The organism is Faecalibacterium sp. Marseille-Q4896, from assembly GCF_017377615.1.
In the GTDB taxonomy this organism is placed as follows: domain Bacteria; phylum Bacillota; class Clostridia; order Oscillospirales; family Ruminococcaceae; genus Faecalibacterium; species Faecalibacterium taiwanense.
Map to the genome: position 1 here is coordinate 72,596 of NZ_JAFREG010000005.1, position 18,505 is coordinate 91,100.

Consider the following 18,505-nt stretch of genomic DNA (forward strand, 5'->3'; position numbering starts at 1 on the left):
ATTTTTTGATTGACCTTCGTTTTTTCACATGCTAAAATGGAACTGTAAAAGCGGCTGTTGTGATGCCAGATCACAGCAGCCGCTTCTCTTTTACACAAAAAATACGCCCCGGTCACCTTGCGGTGAACGGGGCGCTAAAACGAAGTTCGTTTTTTACTGCGGCAAGATCCCTGCAAAGCAGGTCTTATGCAGCAGGCGGAGCAAGGTATCTGCAAGCAGACCTTATGCTCCTGACACACGCGGGGTGTGCTTTCAAGGACCCTCGCGGGCGCTTTGGTATCTCATATCCCGCTGCGGTGCTTCGCACGGAACAAAACACCGCCCGGGAAGTGAAATCAGATAGAACTCGTATGGCGAATGCTGTACTTCAGCACATCACCTGCATGGATGGATGCGTTTCTCCGCTTCGTACCGCTGCATTGCGCAGTAACCGCCGGTACGGGGCAGCCGCCCTCTTGCATTGTGGGGCTAAGGTGCCGCAAATATCTGCATCCAAAGCGCAGAAGAATGCTTACTTGTACAGGTCGACCAGACGGGTCAGGTGCTCGTAGCGGTCGTTAGCAACCTGCTGGTTGCGTGCGAACAGCTCCTTAGCACGGTCGGGGAATGCACGAGTCAGGCGGCTGTAACGGGTCTCGTTAGACAGCAGTGCCTGATACTTCTCGTTATCCACAGCCTTGGAGGTCAGGGTGAACGGATTCTTGCCCTGAGCCTTGTTTGCCGGGTTGAAGGTGAACAGGTTCCAGTAACCGGCCTCAACTGCCTTCTTCATCTCGTTCTGGCAGTTGGTCATGCCGCCCTTGACACCGTGCAGCTCGCAGGGAGCGTAGCCGATGATCAGAGACGGGCCGGGGTAAGCCTCAGCCTCAGCGATGGCCTTGACAGCCTGAGCCGGGTTAGCACCCAGTGCGATCTGAGCAACATAGATGTAACCGTAGGTCATAGCGATCTCGGACAGGCTCTTCTTGCTGATTTCCTTACCAGCAGCAGCGAACTGGCAGACTTCACCAATGTTGGAAGCCTTGGATGCCTGTCCACCGGTGTTGGAGTACATCTCAGTATCGAAGACCATCACGTTGACATCCTCGCCGGAAGCCAGAACGTGGTCCAGACCACCGAAGCCGATGTCGTATGCCCAGCCGTCGCCGCCGAAGATCCAGACGGACTTCTTGGCGATGAACTGCTTGCTCTTCAGGATCTCTGCAGACTTCTCGCAGCCGGCAGCAGCAGCCTTCTCCAGCTCAGCGATCAGGGCCTTTGCGGGCTCGTCGTTGGCCTTGGTGTTGTTCTTGGTCTCCAGGAACTTCTCAAAGGCAGCCTTCAGCTCAGCAGAAGCCTTGTCGGAACCAGCAACCTCTGCGATCTCCTTGATCAGGTTCTCGCGGACGGTCTTCTGGCCGATGTACAGGCCCAGACCATGCTCTGCGTTATCCTCGAACAGGGAGTTGCACCATGCAGGACCATGGCCGCTGTCCTTGTTGACGGTGTACGGAGAGATGGAAGCGGTGCCGCCCCAGATGGAGGAGCAGCCGGTAGCGTTGGAGATGTACATCTTCTCGCCGAACAGCTGAGTGATCAGGCGAGCGTAAGAAGTCTCGGCACAGCCTGCGCAGGAGCCAGAGAACTCCAGCAGCGGCTGGTTGAACTGAGAACCGATGACGGTATCGTCAGCAAACTTGGAAGGCTTCTTGGAGATGTTGGCCACGCAGTAGTCGAACACTGCCTGCTGATCGGCCTGGCTGTCCTGCGGCACCATGGTGATAGCCTTGGTGGGGCAGACGGTGACGCACTCGCCGCAGCCCATGCAGTCCAGAGGAGACACAGCCATAACAAACTTGTACTCGTTTGCGGGCTTGTTGTCGCGGCTCTTGGTCTGTGCAGGAGCAGCTGCCAGCTCGTCGGCGGTCAGCTGGAAGGGACGGATGGTAGCATGAGAGCAGACGAATGCACACTGGTTACAGCCAACGCACTTTGCAGCATCCCACTCGGGGACGTTGACAGCGGTGCCGCGCTTCTCGTATGCAGAAGCGCCCTGCTCCCACTCGCCGTTTGCATTTGCCACGAAGGAAGAGACAGGCAGGCTGTCGCCGTCCATACGGGCAATGGGCTCCATGACATCGCGGATCTGCTTGACCAGCTCCGGACGGCCGGTGAGAGCCTTGGGTGCGGGATCAGCCTCGGGGTTGGACCAGGATGCGGGCACGTCCACCTTGTGGATGGCGTCAACGCCTGCATCGATAGCCTTCCAGTTCATCTCAACGACGTCCTGGCCCTTCTTGCCGTAGCTCTTCTGAGCTGCCTGCTTCATGAAGTTGACGGCATCCTCGATGGGCATGACGTCAGCCAGCTTGAAGAATGCAGACTGCAGGATGGTGTTGGTGCGCTTGCCCATGCCGATCTCGATAGCCTTATCGATAGCATTGATGGTATACAGCTGGATGTTGTTGTCAGCGATATACTTCTTTGCCTCGGCGTTCAGGTGCTGGCCCAGCTCCTCATCGGACCACTGGCAGTTGATCATGAACACGCCGCCGGGCTTGACATCCTGGACCATCTTCATGCCCATGTGGATGTAAGCGGGGTTGTGGCAGGCCACGAAATCAGCCTGGTTGATGTAGTAGGGGCTGCGGATGGGCTTGTCGCCGAAACGCAGATGGCTGATGGTCACGCCGCCGGTCTTCTTGGAGTCATACTGGAAGTATGCCTGAACATACTTGTCGGTATGGTCGCCGATGATCTTGACGGAGTTCTTGTTAGCACCGACAGTACCGTCGCCGCCCAGACCCCAGAACTTGCACTCCTTGGTGCCAGCAGCTGCGGTGATGGGAGCGGGCTTGACTTCCGGCAGAGACAGGAAGGTGACGTCATCGGTGATACCCAGAGTGAAGCGCTCCTTGGGCTGATCCTTCTCCAGCTCCTTGAACAGAGCAAAGATGGAGGACGGCGGGGTATCCTTGCTGCCCAGACCGTAACGGCCGCCGGTCAGAACGACATCGTTCAGGCCAGCCTCACGCAGGGTAGCGGCAACATCCAGGTACAGGGGCTCGCCCAGAGAGCCGGGCTCCTTGGTGCGGTCCAGCACAGCCACCTTCTTGGCGGTCTTGGGCAGGACCTTCAGCAGGGAAGCGGAGACCCAGGGACGGTACAGGCGGACCTTGACGATACCGACCTTCTCGCCCTTGGCGTTCAGGTAGTCGATGACCTCATCAGCAACGTCGCAGATGGAGCCCATAGCCACGATCACACGGTCAGCATCGGGTGCGCCGTAGTAGTTGAACAGATCGTAGTTGGTGCCCAGCTTTGCGTTGATCTTGGCCATGTACTTCTCAACAACAGCAGGCAGAGCGTTGTAAACGCTGTTGCATGCCTCACGATGCTGGAAGAACACGTCGCCGTTCTCGTGGGAGCCGCGCATCTTGGGGTGCTCGGGATTCAGAGCCTTCTTACGGAACTCCTCCACAGCCTCCATGTTGCACATTTCCTTCAGATCGGCGTAATCCCACTTCTCGATCTTCTGGTACTCATGAGAAGTACGGAAGCCATCGAAGAAGTTCAGGAAGGGAACCTTGCCCTCGATGGCGCACAGATGTGCGACAGGGGACAGATCCATGACTTCCTGCACGCTGCTCTCGACCAGCATTGCAAAGCCGGTCTGACGGCATGCCATAACGTCGCTGTGATCACCAAAGATGTTCAGGGACTGAGTAGCAACGGTACGTGCAGAAACATCGAACACGCAGGGCAGCTGCTCAGCAGCGATCTTGTACATGTTGGGGATCATCAGCAGCAGGCCCTGAGAAGCGGTGAAGGTGGTGGTAACAGCACCTGCACCCAGAGAGCCGTGCACAGCGCCAGCAGCGCCGGCCTCAGATTCCATCTCGACGACCTTGACCTGATTGCCGAAGATGTTCTTCTGGCCAGCTGCGGACCACTGGTCCACAGAGTCAGCCATCGGAGAAGACGGGGTAATGGGGTAGATGGCAGCCACGTCCGTGTAGGCATACGCTACATGGGCGGCAGCGGTATTGCCATCCATAGTTTGCTTTGCTCTAGGCATTTTTCTTCCTCCATTATTCAGAATTTGGTACCTTTTGCGCGGGGCAATATGCCCCACATGGGACCGGAGAACCCCATAAAGGCACTATTGCTTGTATACTATAATAGCAAATTCCGCCCATAAAGTAAACGCAAACCGCTCAACAAACGCACCAAAAATAAAGAAATTTTTTTAGCGCTTTTGTACGTCTTTAGTTCGTTAAAGTGAGCAATGGCGCGGATTTTCCGGTTTTGGCCTGCCTGCTTTGCCAGATCCTGTAATTTTTTTGCAAAAAGGGGAGGGAGCCCTCTCAGTCACGGCTTGCGCCGTGCCAGCTCCCCCAAAGGGGGAGCTTTATTTGTGCTGACCAGAAGATACAAAAAGCTCCCCCTTTCGGGGGAGCTGGCGAACGCAGTGAGCCTGAGAGGGTTCGTTTCCCGCAGCGGCCCTGCAAATGCTGCTTTCCGTTACGACCCCTCCTGTGAAAAGGCAATTCTGGAAAATCCGCGTTTGTGTAGCAATGAAAGCCCCAGTGGGGCTTTCAAGCGGCAGAGCGGTCTGCGTTAGCAGATGGAGGGGCTTTGCCCCGACAAGCTCCGCAGATTTTCCAGAATTGCGAAATTATAAATATTCTTTCCGCTGATTATGCGCAAAGCAAACGCGGCGCGCATTTCAAATCGTCCCATCCTCTTATATTTATCATCTCTTTATTGACAACAAACCTCATTTTGCCGTAAACTGAAGCCATAGAAAACCGGTGCTGTGCCGGGCAAAGAGGGTAATAAAATGGAGAAGACCGTGCATTACGAAAAAACACTCACCAGTGAGGTGCTCTTCGAGGGCCGGGTGATCACCCTGACAAAAGACACTGCTCTGCTGGAAAACGGCAAGACCGCCGAACGCGAAGTGGTGCATCACCACGGCGGTGCGTGCATTCTGCCCTATTTTGAGGACGGCACCATCTGCATGGTGCGCCAGTTCCGCTACGCCATGCAGCAGGAGCTGTGGGAGCTGCCTGCCGGCAAGCTGGAAAAGGGTGAGGACCCCTTTGAAGCCGCCAAGAGGGAGCTGGGCGAGGAGTGCGGCCTGACCGCGGACAATTATATCTCTCTGGGCCAGTTTTTCCCCACCGTGGGCTATGACACCGAAGTGATCTATACATGGGTCGCCACCGGCCTGCACAAGACCCAGATGCATCTGGATGCCGATGAATTCCTGACCCCCGACCGTGTGCCGCTGGATAAAGCTTATGAGATGGTCATGAGCGGCGAGATCCGGGACGGCAAGACCATTGCCGGTATCCTGAAGCTCAAGGCCCTGATCGCCGAGGGCAGGCTGTGAATATCCTGTACGAAGATGCCGCCCTTGTGGTGCTGGACAAGCCCGCCGGACTTTCCAGCGAAGAGGGCGTGCCCGCAGCCCTGCGGCAGCTGTGGGGCCAGCCGGATGCCTTTGTAGGCGTGGTGCACCGGTTGGACACGGGTGTGTCCGGCCTGATGGTGTTTGCCAGAACGCCCGGGGCTGCGGCCGCACTCAGCCGTCAGATCACCCAGAGCCAGAACGCCTACGCTGTGCAGGATGGCAGGGCCGAAGGGAAGCCGGAAGTGCCGCAGTTCATCAAGCAGTACCGTGCCGTCATTGCAGGCGGGCCGGACGAAGCACTGTCCGCCGAAGGCACCCTGCGGGACTGGCTGTTCAAGGACAGCCGCCGGGGCCGGGTGTTCCCGGTCAGCCGCCCCCGCAAGGGCGTACGGGAAGCCGTGCTGGAATACCGCATCGTGAAAACGGCAGGAGAGATGAGCCTTGCTGAGATCACGCTGCACACCGGCCGCACCCATCAGATCCGGGTGCAGTTTGCATCCCGGAAGCATCCGCTGGCCGGAGACGGCAAATACGGAAGCCGCGTAAAAGGCAGCATTGCCCTGCAGAGCTGTGGCCTGCAGTTTTTGCACCCGGAGACCGGAAAGCCCATGGCATTCACGCTGCCGCTGCCGGAGGGTGCGTTCTGGAAACCGTTTGAAGAATAATGCATTTCCATTAGGTGAGAGGTATGGAACAATACAAAACTGATGCTGAGATCTATGCTGTGCTGGAGCGGGAAATCATTGACCTGACCATCCGCCCCGGCTCTTCGCTGAGCGAAAATCCGCTCTGTGCCCGCTTTGGCGCACCGCGCACCCTGATCCGGGTGGTGCTGCAGAAGCTGCAGGAAAACGGGCTGGTAAAGATCGTGCCTTACAAGGGCACCACCGTTACCCGGCTGAACCGCCGCATCGTGGACGAGCTGATCTACGAGCGCACCGCCGTGGAAGCCCGCGTATTGCGGGATTTTTCGCCCCGGTGCACCCCGGAGCAGCGGGCGTTGATCCGCAGGCGGGTGGAAGCCTACGAGGCCCTTGCGGCCATGGAGAGCCCGGATTACAACAAGCTGTACGAGGCCGACCGTGCCCTGCACGGGACATGGTTTGCGGCCATGGATAAAATGTACCTGTGGAGCACCCTGCAGAACGCCCACGCCGACTACAGCCGCTTCCGGATGCTGGACACCATGACCACCGGCGGTCTTGCCGAGGTGATCGCAGACCACCGCAACCTGATGAACGCCATCGAGCGGTGCGACCTTGCCGCCTTTGAGCCGTTGGTGGAACGGCACCTGTACGGCGGCATCCGGCGGCTTGGCTCCAAGCTGACCGAGGAATATGCCGATTATTTTGAGCCGGAAAAGTAATTGTTCTATGTGGAACATTTTATAAAACGAAAGGGCACAGCGCATTGCAGCGCCGTGCCCTTTTGCTTTATGCTGTCTGAATTTCAGAACACCCCGGAAATAAAAATTTCCAGACCTATGCCAATGAGGATGATGCCGCCCAGAATGGATGCCTTGCCGGAGAGCTTGGTGCCAAACTTTTTGCCGATGCGCAGGCCCGCCATGCAGATAAAGAAGGTGACCACCGCAATGATGAGCGATGCCGCAAGTGCCATCAGCCAGCCGTATTCCGAAATGGTGAAGCCCACCGAAAGCGCATCAATGCTGGTAGCCACGCCCTGCATGAGCAGTGCACCCGCACTCAGCTCTGCGGCCTCTTCGGCCTCTTCGCCCTTGATGCCATCCACCAGCATCTTGCCGCCGATGTAGCCCAGCAGTGCCAGTGCGATCCACGGGATGAACTTTTCAAACGAAGAGAACAGCTCCACAATGGTGTGCACGCACACCCAGCCCGTCATGGGCATCACGGCCTGAAAAAGGGCAAAGGTGCCCGCGATCCTGCACATGGTTCCCCTGCTCATGCGGGGGTCGTGCAGGCCGTTTGCCATAGACACCGAGAACGCATCCATTGCAAGGCCCACGCCCAGCAGGGCACTGTTGAGGAAAAATACAAAGCTCCATTCCATATTGTCTGCCTCCTGAATCTGACCAGAATATCGGGCAATACAAAACCCGGTCCCGGGCGCACATGTACGTCCGGGACCGGGTGATTTTTTTGAAACCAACTCCATGTGCACGGGCGCTGTTCTATGCGCCAAAAACACATGAGTCTCGCAAATGAAAGCAAGCCAGACCGGAACCAACGGTCATCATGTTGACTTGCTGCGCCCTGCAAAAGCGCCTGCTACTCCCCCACGGGTATTTGTGATTGTTTTGCCATTGTAGCATATCTTTGCAGGGAAGTCCAGACAAACCTGCGCGGTTACACGGTATTTTTCCATCGGCGGGCAAAATACCAGTCCTGTGAAATAATAAAACACAGGGTGTTGCCCAGTGCTCTCAGGGTAACAGCATGTTCCTGACGCAAGGCCCGGCGGGCGCAGCGCTCGTACTCCCGCGCCTGCTGCATCCGGGCACTCCGGCGCTCTTCGGCGGTCAGGTGCATTCCCACATCGATCAGGGAGTGCAGCAGTGCCCAGTACAGCTCACACAGCGAACCCGTGATGCCATGGCGGCGGACGCACTCGAACACGGTATAGTTTGCTTCCACACGGTCGAGATTGCGCAGGGTGACTTTGCTGTTGACGATGCTGCCCGCCACCTTGCGGTAAAGGTACAGCGCATCCGGGATATTCGCGATTCTGTCCGCTTTTTCGTAGGCGTAGGCGATCAGCAGGGTGTCCTCGTTCAGCTTTCCCTCTGCAAAGCGCAGCTGCGCAAAAATGCTGCGGTGGTACAGCTTGTTCCACACCACCATGTAGGGCAGAAGGGTGCTGTGCTCCAACGCCTGCTCCGGGGTCAGCACCTCCCGCCGTACATGCAGATACTGCTCCCGGATGGGGGTCAGGGCTTCGTCCACCTGCCGGTAATTGCACACGGCCATCTGTGCACCGGCCTCCTGCGCCGCATGGTAAAGCTTTGCGCAGAAGTCCGGCATGATGGTGTCGTCTGAATCCACAAAGGCGATCCATTCGCCCTCTGCCGCGTCCAGCCCGGCATTGCGTGCCCCGCTCAGGCCACGATTCTTCTGGTGGATGACCCGGATGCGGCTGTCCTTTGCCGCTGCGGCATCGCACAAAGCAGGGCAGCTGTCCGGAGAGCCATCGTCCACCAGGATCAGCTCAAAATCCGTGAAGGTCTGGGCAAGGATGGAAGAGATGCAGGCGCTCAGAAAACGCTCTGTCTTATATACCGGCACGATGATGCTGATCTCCGGCTGTTTTTTATGTTGTTCCTGCACAATAAACTCCTCATTGCTTCAGGTCGTTTTCTGCCGTCTTTCCGCCCTTTTGCGGCATAGATCCAGATAACTGCAGGCCGATGCAGCGCAGACCACTGCCGCCCACAAATTTTTTAGTGTTACGCCGCGGGCTTGCATCAGCCGATGGCGGGCTGTACGCTCATACGCAAAGGCTTCCTTCATCCGGGGGCTTTTGCGCTCTTCCGGTGTCAGGTGCAGCCAGATGTCCCACACGGCAGTCAAAATCGGGCGATAGGCTGCACACAAAGCATCCCGGATGCCGTTTTGGTACAGCACATCAAACAGGCGGTACCATGCTTCCACCCAGTCCAGTGTTTTCAAGGTAGTCTTGCGGTGCATGGCACTGCCGGTAACGATGCGGTAATTGTATAAAAAATCCCATACACCGCAGGCAGAAGCCGCTCTTGCGTAAATGACCGGCATGAGACAGGTATCTTCAAACGCCTTGTTTTCTGGATAGCGCAGATTTTCCAGCAGTTTTCGGCGATAAAGCTTATTCCACGGAACCTGAAAATCCGACACCACCATCCGGCGCAGAACTTCCTCCTGCGGCAAAAACTCATTCAAAAGGCGATGTTCTCCGCCTGCAAGCGTTTTGCCCGTTTCATCAATGCACTGACTGCTGCAGATTGCAAAATCTGCACCCGTTTCCAGCGCTGCCTTATGCATTTTTTCCAGATATTCTGGTGCTGCTGTATCATCCGAATCCACAAATGCGATCCAATTTCCCTGTGCTGCATCCAGACCCGCATTGCGGGCTGTGCTTACACCGCCATTTTGCTTATGGATCACCCGCACGCGGCTGTCCCTTTTTGCTGCTGCATCGCACAGGGCAGGACAGTTGTCCGGTGAGCCATCGTCCACAAGGATCAGTTCAAAATCTGTAAAGGTCTGAGCGAGGATGGAATCAATGCACTCATTCAGATATTTTTCCACCTGATACACTGGCACGATGATGCTGATTTCCGGTCTTCCACTTTCTGTTCTTTCACTCACAGTATTTTCCTTCCGCTGTCATGCCCCATATTTATACGCAAAGAACCATTTTGGATTCAGAACACACAGAGCAGTTTCCAGTTGATTACGCAGCGTAAAACCGCCTGCGCGGCTCAACTCGTCCTTTGCTTTTGCCACACAGGCGGCAGCCTGCTGCACCTGTTCGCTTTTGCGTTCTTCCTGTGACAGTTTTCTCTTGAGTTTACGGAAGATGCGCTTTGTAACTGTATACTGCAGGCAGGCTTCATCATATTTTCGGTATTTCATTGTATACTGAAACAGCGCATAGTTTGCATGGACTTCTTCCAGATTTTTCAGGGTTACAGCCGCGTGCATAATGCTTCCCGAACGCAGCCGATATTGATAAAGAGGCTCCGCCACACAAGCTGCTTTGTTTACCCATTCCAAAATTTCCGGTGCAGTGAATGCATCTTCATAATTTTTTCCTTCTGGAAAACGAATTTTCTCAAATACTTCGCGACGGCACAGTCGTGTCATTACCATATAGAACGGTGACAGCTGGATACGGTGAACGATTTCTTCTCTTGAGAGAACTTCGTCTTTTAAACAATGTTCCTGATAACTGTCCAGTGCTTTATTTTCTTTCATGCGCAGAATATTGCACACAGCCATTTCCGCCCCAGCCTGCACTGCAGCATGAAGCATTTTTTCACAGAAGGTAGGGTCGATCATATCATCTGAATCCACAAAGCCAAGCCAATTTCCCCGTGCAACATTAATTCCGGCATTTCTTGCCCCGCTCAGCCCCTTATTCTGCTGGTGGATCACCCGCACGCGGCTGTCTTTTTCTGCCGCAGCATCGCACAGGGCAGGGCAGTTATCCGGGGAGCCATCGTCCACCAGGATCAGCTCAAAATCCGTAAAGGTCTGTGCCAGAATGGAATCAATGCATTCGTTCAGGTATTTTTCCACCTTATACACCGGCACGATGATGCTGATCTCCGGGGATTTTTTTTGCTCTGTCATGTTCCTTAAACCACTTTCTGTGTTTATTTTTATTCCTCACACGCTATTTCTATTATACATGGTTTGGATGGATTTGAAAAGAAGCCGCCGTACAGAAATCTCTGCGCGGCGGCTTCTTTCAAATCTTATTGTGTTTTCAAGGTTTACTCTTCGCCCTTATCGTCTGCTTCCGGGGCTTCTGCAGCGGCGGCGGCATCTGCAGCTTCCATGGCGGCAAGCTGCTCTGCGGTGGGTTCGGCATCGGCATCGGAGGTGTCGATCTGCTCGGTCTGGGCCTCGTCGTCGTGGTCGGTGCGGGCAAGTACCATCACCTTGTCGTTCTCACCCAAGCGCATCACCCGCACGCCGGAGCCGTAGCGGCTCTGCAGCGGGATCTCGTTGGCGTGCAGACGGATGATGATGCCCTCCTGACTGCTCAGCAGCACATCATCCACGTCGTCCACGATCTTGACCGCAGCCACCTTATCCTTGGCGGCATCGTAGTTGCGGATGCCCTTGCCGCCGCGTGCGGTGATGCGGTAGGTGTCGATGTCCGACCGGCGGCCCTTGCCGTTCTCGGTGACGGTGAGCACCGTGCCGCCCTCGCGGCAGATGCACACGCCCACAACTTCATCGCCCTCGGCCAGACGGATGGCGCGCACGCCGTGGCCGCTGCGGCCCATGGGACGTGCATCGGCTTCGTTGAAGCGGATGGCCTGACCGTTGCGGGTGGCAACGATGAGCATATCGTGGCCGGAGGTCAGGCGAGTCCATGCCAGAGCGTCGCCCTCGTTCAGGGCAATGCCGATCAGGCCGGACTTACGGATGTTAGCATACTGTTCCAGCGGGGTGCGCTTGATGAGGCCCTGCTTCGTGACCATGGTCACAAAGCCGCCCTCGGTGTCGGCTTCCTTCGACTGGCAGATCATGTTGGTGACCTTTTCGCCCTCGGCCAGTTGCAGCAGGTTGACGATGTTGCTGCCCTTGCTGGTGCGGCTGCCCTCGGCAATGGTGTAGCCCTTGATGCGGAACAGACGGCCCCGGTCGGTGACAAAGAGCACATAGTCGTGGGTGGAGCCTACGAACATTTCCTGCACGATGTCCTCTTCCTTGCGGGTCATGCCGGAGATGCCGCGTCCGCCGCGGCGCTGTGCCTGATAGGTGGCCTTGAGCTGGCGCTTGATATAGCCGGCCTCGGTCAGGGTGTAGACACACTGCTCCTCGGCGATCAGATCCTCGATATCCACCTCACCGGTCACGGACTGGATCTCGGTGCGGCGCTCGTCGCCGAAGCGCTTCTTCATTTCCAGCAGCTCTTCCTTGACGATGGCAAGCACACGGGCGTCATCGGCCAGAATGGCCTCCCAGTTCTCGATCTTGGCCTGCAGGCCGGTAAGCTCTTCCTCAATCTTCAGGATCTCAAGGCCTGCCAGACGGCCCAGCTGCAGCTTGACGATGGCATCTGCCTGCGGGTCGTCAAAGCCGAACTGCTCCATGATGGCAGCCTTGGCCTCTGCCATGCCGCCCTTGCAGGCGCGGATGGTGGCGATCAGCTCGTCCACGATATCGGTGGCCTTCTTCAGGCCCTCCAGAATGTGGGCGCGCTCCTTGGCCTTTTTCAGGTCGTACTGGGTGCGGCGGCGCACCACCTCGTCCTGAAATTCAACGTACTTCTGAAGCATCTGCTTCAGGGTGAGGACTTTCGGCACCTTGTGGTCGATGGCCAGCATGATAACGCCCACGGTATCCTGCAGCTGGGTGTACTGGTACAGCTGGTTCAGGATGACCTGTGCATTGGCGTCCTTGCGGATGTCCACCACGATGCGCATGCCCTTGCGGTTGGTCTCATCGTTCAGGCCGGTGATGCCCTCGATGCGCTTCTCCTTGACAAGGTCGGCCATGTTCTCGATGAGGCGGGCCTTGTTGACCATATACGGGATCTCCGTAATGATGATCTGGGTACGGCCGTTCTTGGTCTCCTCGATGGTGGCGCGGCCCCGCAGGGTGATCTTGCCCCGGCCGGTGGCGTAGGCGGCGCGGATGCCGCTGCGGCCCATGATGATGCCGGCAGTGGGGAAGTCCGGGCCCTTGATGTATTCCATCAGGCCGGGCAGGTCGATGTCCGGATCGTCGATATAGGCGATGCAGCCGTCAATGACCTCGCTCAGGTTGTGGGGCGGGATGTTGGTGGCCATGCCGACCGCAATGCCCTGACTGCCGTTGACCAGCAGGTTGGGGAAGCGGCAGGGCAGCACGCTGGGTTCCTTCTTGGTCTCGTCAAAGTTGGGGTCCCAGTCGATGGTGTCCTTCTCGATATCGGTCAGCATCTCCACCGCCATGCGGCTCATGCGGGCCTCGGTGTAACGGTAGGCAGCCGGGGGGTCGCCATCCACAGAACCAAAGTTACCCTGACCATCCACCAGCGGATAGCGCAGAGAGAAGTCCTGTGCCAGACGGACCATGGCATCGTAGACCGATGCGTCGCCGTGGGGATGGTAGGAGCCCAGCACCGCACCAACGGTGTCGGCGGATTTGCGGTAGGGATGGCTGGGGTCGTTGCCGCGCTCGTGCATGGTGTACAGAATGCGGCGGTGAACAGGCTTCAAACCGTCGCGCACATCGGGCAGGGCGCGGGACACGATGACCGACATGGAGTAGTCCAGGAATGCGGTCTCGATCTCCTTTTTCACATCGCGGATGATCTTTTTGGTTCCGCTGCCCGGTATCATCACATAATCTTCTTCCATTGTTTCCTCCAATTACACGTCCAGCTTTGCGTACTGGGCGTTGGTCTCGATAAAGCGGCGGCGCGGCTCCACCTGATCGCCCATCAGGATGGTAAAGGCTTCATCGGCCTTCTCGGCATCGTCAATGGTGATCTGCACGATCACGCGGTTATCGGGGTTCATAGTGGTCTCCCACAGCTGTTCGGGGTTCATCTCACCAAGGCCCTTATAGCGGTTCACCTTTGCGCCGGGCATTTCCTGCGAAAGCACAGCCATTTCGGCATCGTTGTAGGCGTACTTGATGGTGTTGCCCTTCTGCACCTTGAACAGAGGCGGCTGGGCCACATACACATGGCCCTGCTCAATGAGCGGGCGCATATAGCGGAAGAAGAAGGTGAGCATCAGGGTGCAGATGTGGGAGCCATCCACATCGGCATCGGCCATGATGAACACTTTATCGTAGCGCAGCTTGGAGATATCGAACTCGTCACCAATGCCACAGCCCAATGCCAGCACAACGGGCATCAGCTTGTCGTTGCCGTAAATTTTATCGGCGCGGGCCTTTTCCACGTTCAGCATCTTGCCCCACAGCGGCAGGATGGCCTGAATGGCAGAATCACGGCCCATCTTGGCGGAACCGCCTGCAGAATCGCCCTCGACGATGAAGATTTCGGTGCGGCTGGGGTCTTTTTCGCGGCAGTCTGCCAGCTTGCCGGGCATCCGGCTGGTCTCCAATGCGCTCTTGCGGCGCACCAGTTCGCGGGCCTTTTTGGCAGCGGCGCGGGCGCGGGCGGCCTGGGTGGCCTTTTCAAAGATGGCCTTTGCCACGCCGGGGTTCTCCTCAAAGAATTCCATCAGCTTGGAGTAGACCATGTTGGAAACAAGGGTGCGGATCTCGGTATTACCCAGCTTTGCCTTGGTCTGGCCCTCAAACTCCGCCTCCTGCAGCTTGACAGAGATCACGCAGATCAGGCCCTCGCGCACGTCCGCACCGGACAGGTTCTCGTCCTTATCCTTCAGCAGGCCGTGGCTGCGGCCGTAATCATTGAACACGCGGGTCAGGCTGTTCTTGAAGCCCTCCTCGTGGGTGCCGCCGTCCGGGGTGTTGACGTTGTTGGCAAAGCTCAGCAGCAGCTCGTTGTAGCTGGAATTATACTGCAGTGCGATCTCTGCCATGCCGCGGTCGGTCTGGCCCTTGAGGTAGATCACATTGGGGTGCAGCACGTCCAGCTTGCGCTTCTCGCCCAGATAGGTGACGAAGCTCTTGATGCCGCCCTCGTAGCACATGACCTCGGTGCGGTAGCAGGGTTCACCCTCCTTGCCGTCCTCCAGTACGGGAGTGTACATCTCACGCTCGTCGGTCAGAGTGATCTTGACACCGGCGTTCAGGAAGCTTTCTTCCCGCAGGCGCTTTTCCAGCGTGTCGAAGTCGTACACGGTGGTATCCCGGAACATCTCCGGGTCCGGCTTGAAGGTGACCCGGGTGCCGGTAACGCCGTCGGCTACGGTGCCGATGCACTTGAGCGGGCCGTCCGGGTCGCCGCGGCGGAAGGTCTGCTCGTACTCGTGGCCGTCGCGGCGCACGTTGACGGTGAGCCACTCGGAGCAGGCGTTGACCACCGAAGCGCCCACGCCGTGCAGGCCGCCGGCCACCTTGTAGCCGGAGTTCTCGCCGCCGAACTTGCCGCCGGCGTGCAGGATGGTGTAAACGACGGTGACGGCGGGCAGGCCGGGGTCGGCCTGAATGTCCACAGGGATGCCGCGGCCGTTATCCGTGACCTGAATGATGTTGTCTTTCAGGATCTTGACCTCGATGTGGTCGCAGTAGCCGGCCAGTGCTTCATCGATGGCGTTGTCCACGATCTCGTAGACCAGATGATGCAGGCCGCGCTCGCCGGTGGAGCCGATATACATGCCCGGGCGCTTGCGCACCGCCTCCAGACCCTTCAGGACCTGGATCTCGCTGGCATTATACTCATGGTCGGTAGCGGTTTCGGCATTTGTGCTGGTAATGATTTCTTCTGCCATTTCCTTTCTCCCTTTTGTTCAATGTTTGCATTTTTGTTCGATCTATCGTAAAAGCAGAGCATATTCTCCGCCTGTTGGCTGGTTTACTCGATCATTTTTTCGGCTCTGCGCCGCATGGCAGCAGGCGACAGCTCCGAAAGATACACCGTGTCCACCACGGCCCCGTCTGCCAGAACATAGCTCTGGGGCAGCTCGTCCGAAAGGCTCACCACCGCGCCGTTCTTCTGAGCGTAGTTCAGAAACTCCCGGCCCCGGGGAGTGATGGTGGTGGTTTCCAGATTGAAGATGCCGATAATGTCCCGGTCATTCAGCACGTAGTCACGGCCCAGATGAATATACATACAGTATTTTCCTCATTCTGGCAGTTCATGCATAAAACGCCGTTTATTCACCGGCAGCTGCATGTACTTTTGCATCATTTCTTCATGCTTTGCTCAGCACACCGCCGTTCATGCGGTACACTTCGCCGTCCGTTTTCAGGAACGCGGTATCATCGCAGCTGGTCACGAATGTCTGCTTTTCCTTCATGCGGGTGAGCAGATACTGCTTGCGGCCCTCGTCCAGCTCGCTGAGCACATCGTCCAGCAGGAGCACCGGGTGCTCTCCGGTGATCCGGGCAGCGGCAGCCGCTTCGGCCATTTTCAGACTCAGCACCACGCTACGCTGCTGTCCCTGACTTGCAAACACCTTTGCGGGCTGGTCGTCCAGCAGCAGCTCAACGTCCTCGCGGTGGATGCCGCACAGGCTCTGCCCGGCGCGCAGCTCTTCGTTCTGGCGCTGCTTCAAAAGTGCGGAAAGCCCGCCCGGCTCAAACTGGGCGGCATACCGCATCGCCATGCGCTCTGCCCCGTGGGAAAGCTCGGCATAGTTGGCGCAGGCCAGCGGTGTGAGCAGGGCCAGATATTCCCGCCGCCGCTTCTGGATGGCCTCGCCCTGCGCTGCAAGCTCCACGTTCAGCACTTCCAGCAGGGCGCATTTTTCTGCCCACGGGCGCTCCGTGCCGCCTGCGGAATGACGCAGAAGCGCGTTTTTCTGCTGCAATGCCCGCACATAGCGACGATAGGTGGCAAGGTAGCCGGGGTACAGCTGGCACAGCGCCGCATCCAGAAACCGCCGCCGTCCTTCCGGTGCACCTTTTACAAGGCTCAGGTGCCCGGGGTCGAACACCACAGCCGGAAAGCTGCCCGCAAGGCCCGCCGCCCGCTTGGGCGGAGAGCCGTTGACCGATGCATACCGGCCGGGGCGCTGTGCATCCGGCGTGCCCACCGTAATGCGCACATTTGCCGGTTCGTCCGGTTCCTGATCCTCCTGCCGGGTGCGCTGGGTGACGGCCTCCAGTACCGCGAATGTTTCTCCACGGCGCACAAGCTCGGCATCCTTGCCGCCCCGGAAGCTTTTGCCGCCGGTCAGCAGCCAGATGGCCTCCAGCAGGTTCGTTTTGCCCTGACCGTTGTTGCCGCAGATCACGGTCAGCTCCCGGCCAGGTTCCAGCTGCGCTGCCGCAATATTGCGGTAATTCGCAACTTCCAGTGAAAGCAGACGCATTACTGGCCCTGACCCACTTCCACGGTCTGGCCGTCCAGCTCGATCACATCACCGGCACGGCACTTCTTGCCGCGCATGGTGCACACCTCGCCGTTCACCTTCACGGCACCGCCCTGCACCAGCTCCTTGGCTTCGCCGCCGGTCTCGCACAGGCCTGCATATTTCAGCAGGGCATCCAGCTTGATAAATTCCGTATGGATGAGAATTTTCTGCATAATTTCGCCCTCTTAATCGTTCTTGAAGCGCACCGGCAGCACCAGATACAAAAAGTCGTTGCCCTCGGCAGGCAGCACCTTGACCGGGCTCAGAGGGCCGCTGATCTCCATGCGGACCTTCTCGGTGCGGGCGTTGCGCAGCGCATCCAGCAGATAACGGTTGTTGAAGCCGATCTCCACTTCGTCGCCCTCGCAGTCGGCGTTGAACTCGTCCACCACGCGGCCAAGGTTGGTCTGGCAGCGCACCACGACTCTACCCTCTGTAAAGGAGATGCGGAGAGGATTTTTTAAACGCTCTGTAATAATCAGCGAAGCACGCTCGATGGTCTCGATGAATTCCTTGGTGTCGATGGTCACGCGGGTGCGGCTGTCGGCGGGGATCACGTTGCGGTAGTTGAGGAACTCGCCCTCGATCAGACGGCTCATGATGGTGTAGCCGCCGGCCATAAAGACCACATAGCGGCGGTTGGCGCTGATGTGCACCGGCTCTTCGTCGTCGTTGGGCAGCAGGTGAGCGACCTCGGTCATGGTCTTGCTGGGCACGATGATGCGGATATCCTTTACCGCTGTCACCGGGCGTTCCACGATGGCCAGACGGTAGCCGTCCAGTGCCACCACAGTCAGCTTGTCGGGCAGGATCTCGAACAGCTCACCGGTGTGAGCGGGCTTTTTCTCGTCCTGACTGACAGCATATAACGTACGATCGATCATATCTTTCAGTACGCCGGTCTTGATGGTCAGGGTCTCTTCCGCTCCGGTATTGGGCAGCTCCGGGAAATCGTTGGCCGGCATGGACTGGATTTCGAACTGGACTACGCCGCTCTGGATGGTGGTCTTGCCGTTCTCGGCAGAGAGGATGCTGACCTGACCGGCGGGCATCCGGCTGATCATGCTGCTGAGCAGCTTTGCATTCAGCACCACCTCGCCGGCTTCCTTGACATTGGCTTCGATGGTGGTTACGATGCCCATTTCCAGATCGTAGCCGGTGAGGTTGAGCTGGAAGCCTTCGGCTTTCAGCAGGATACCTTCCAGCACGGGGATGGCAGAACGCATGGTGACGGCTTTGGACACACCATCGATGGCTGCGCTCAGCAGAACTTTATCACATACGATGTTCAAACTGAATTCTCTCCTTTTTTTTTCGTTTCTGATGTTGCTTTGTGTTTGAAAACAGTTTCAGAACCGGTCTATCTTATTGAACTTGTTGTAGTAACCGTAGTAGGGGGTGGGGAACTTGTGGAAAACCCCGAAAAGCCTTGTCGGAATGCGGGGGTTTTGGTTTCCACGGGGTTGTGAATGTGTTGT

Annotated in this window: 14 protein-coding genes; 3 read left to right on the forward strand and 11 right to left on the reverse strand. The window is 57.5% G+C overall.

What is annotated here, in order from left to right:
* Window positions 1-511 precede the first annotated feature (511 nt).
* Window positions 512-4,057 (reverse strand): pyruvate:ferredoxin (flavodoxin) oxidoreductase, encoded by a 3,546-nt coding sequence (gene nifJ / locus J3348_RS09730; RefSeq protein WP_207698870.1) that lies wholly within the window; start codon window positions 4,055-4,057, stop codon window positions 512-514.
* Between the two features lie 765 nt (window positions 4,058-4,822).
* On the opposite strand from nifJ, the gene J3348_RS09735 reads away from it, so the two are divergent.
* Genes J3348_RS09735 through J3348_RS09745 form a run of 3 tightly spaced genes read left to right on the forward strand, consistent with a single transcriptional unit; the run spans window position 4,823 to window position 6,764 of the window.
* Complete coding sequence (locus J3348_RS09735; protein ID WP_005940449.1) at window positions 4,823-5,377, forward strand: NUDIX hydrolase; 555 nt, start codon at window positions 4,823-4,825, stop codon at window positions 5,375-5,377.
* Window positions 5,374-6,063, forward strand: a complete 690-nt coding sequence (locus J3348_RS09740) for an RluA family pseudouridine synthase (RefSeq protein ID WP_207698871.1) — start codon at window positions 5,374-5,376, stop codon at window positions 6,061-6,063. The genes J3348_RS09735 and J3348_RS09740 overlap by 4 nt, the downstream gene beginning before the upstream one ends.
* Window positions 6,064-6,086: 23 nt before the next feature.
* Window positions 6,087-6,764 (forward strand): GntR family transcriptional regulator, encoded by a 678-nt coding sequence (locus tag J3348_RS09745; protein ID WP_097781064.1) that lies wholly within the window; start codon window positions 6,087-6,089, stop codon window positions 6,762-6,764.
* 83 nt (window positions 6,765-6,847) lie between these two features.
* On the opposite strand, the gene J3348_RS09750 is transcribed toward J3348_RS09745, so the two are convergent.
* The 10 genes from J3348_RS09750 to dnaN form a co-directional block, all read right to left on the reverse strand.
* Window positions 6,848-7,429 carry a manganese efflux pump gene (locus J3348_RS09750; RefSeq protein ID WP_097781063.1) on the reverse strand — a complete coding sequence of 194 codons (582 nt, stop codon included), beginning with the start codon at window positions 7,427-7,429 and terminating at the stop codon, window positions 6,848-6,850.
* Between the two features lie 296 nt (window positions 7,430-7,725).
* Window positions 7,726-8,703, reverse strand: a complete 978-nt coding sequence (locus J3348_RS09755) for a glycosyltransferase family 2 protein (RefSeq protein WP_207698872.1) — start codon at window positions 8,701-8,703, stop codon at window positions 7,726-7,728.
* Window positions 8,704-8,721: 18 nt separating this feature from the next.
* Entirely contained in the window at window positions 8,722-9,720 is a 999-nt protein-coding gene (locus J3348_RS09760) for a glycosyltransferase family 2 protein (RefSeq protein WP_207698873.1), read from the reverse strand.
* Window positions 9,721-9,738: 18 nt separating this feature from the next.
* Window positions 9,739-10,707, reverse strand: coding sequence for a glycosyltransferase family 2 protein (locus tag J3348_RS09765; protein ID WP_207698874.1), 969 nt, complete (start codon window positions 10,705-10,707; stop codon window positions 9,739-9,741).
* 143 nt (window positions 10,708-10,850) lie between these two features.
* A complete protein-coding gene (gyrA, locus tag J3348_RS09770; protein WP_207698875.1) occupies window positions 10,851-13,433 on the reverse strand; it encodes a DNA gyrase subunit A in 2,583 nt (860 codons plus the stop codon).
* Between the two features lie 12 nt (window positions 13,434-13,445).
* The gene (gene gyrB / locus J3348_RS09775; RefSeq protein WP_207698876.1) at window positions 13,446-15,440 is read right to left on the reverse strand and encodes a DNA topoisomerase (ATP-hydrolyzing) subunit B; all 1,995 of its coding nucleotides are present in this window, start codon (window positions 15,438-15,440) and stop codon (window positions 13,446-13,448) included.
* Window positions 15,441-15,523: 83 nt separating this feature from the next.
* Window positions 15,524-15,781: a DUF370 domain-containing protein gene (locus tag J3348_RS09780; protein ID WP_005937016.1), complete on the reverse strand. Its 258-nt coding sequence runs from the start codon at window positions 15,779-15,781 to the stop codon at window positions 15,524-15,526.
* Between the two features lie 82 nt (window positions 15,782-15,863).
* Window positions 15,864-16,985, reverse strand: coding sequence for a DNA replication/repair protein RecF (locus J3348_RS09785; RefSeq protein WP_120081284.1), 1,122 nt, complete (start codon window positions 16,983-16,985; stop codon window positions 15,864-15,866).
* Window positions 16,985-17,200, reverse strand: a complete 216-nt coding sequence (locus J3348_RS09790) for an RNA-binding S4 domain-containing protein (protein WP_005937022.1) — start codon at window positions 17,198-17,200, stop codon at window positions 16,985-16,987. Before J3348_RS09790 ends, J3348_RS09785 begins: the two co-directional genes overlap by 1 nt.
* Window positions 17,201-17,212: 12 nt before the next feature.
* Window positions 17,213-18,319 carry a DNA polymerase III subunit beta gene (dnaN, locus tag J3348_RS09795; RefSeq protein ID WP_097776786.1) on the reverse strand — a complete coding sequence of 369 codons (1,107 nt, stop codon included), beginning with the start codon at window positions 18,317-18,319 and terminating at the stop codon, window positions 17,213-17,215.
* Window positions 18,320-18,505: the final 186 nt, after the last annotated feature.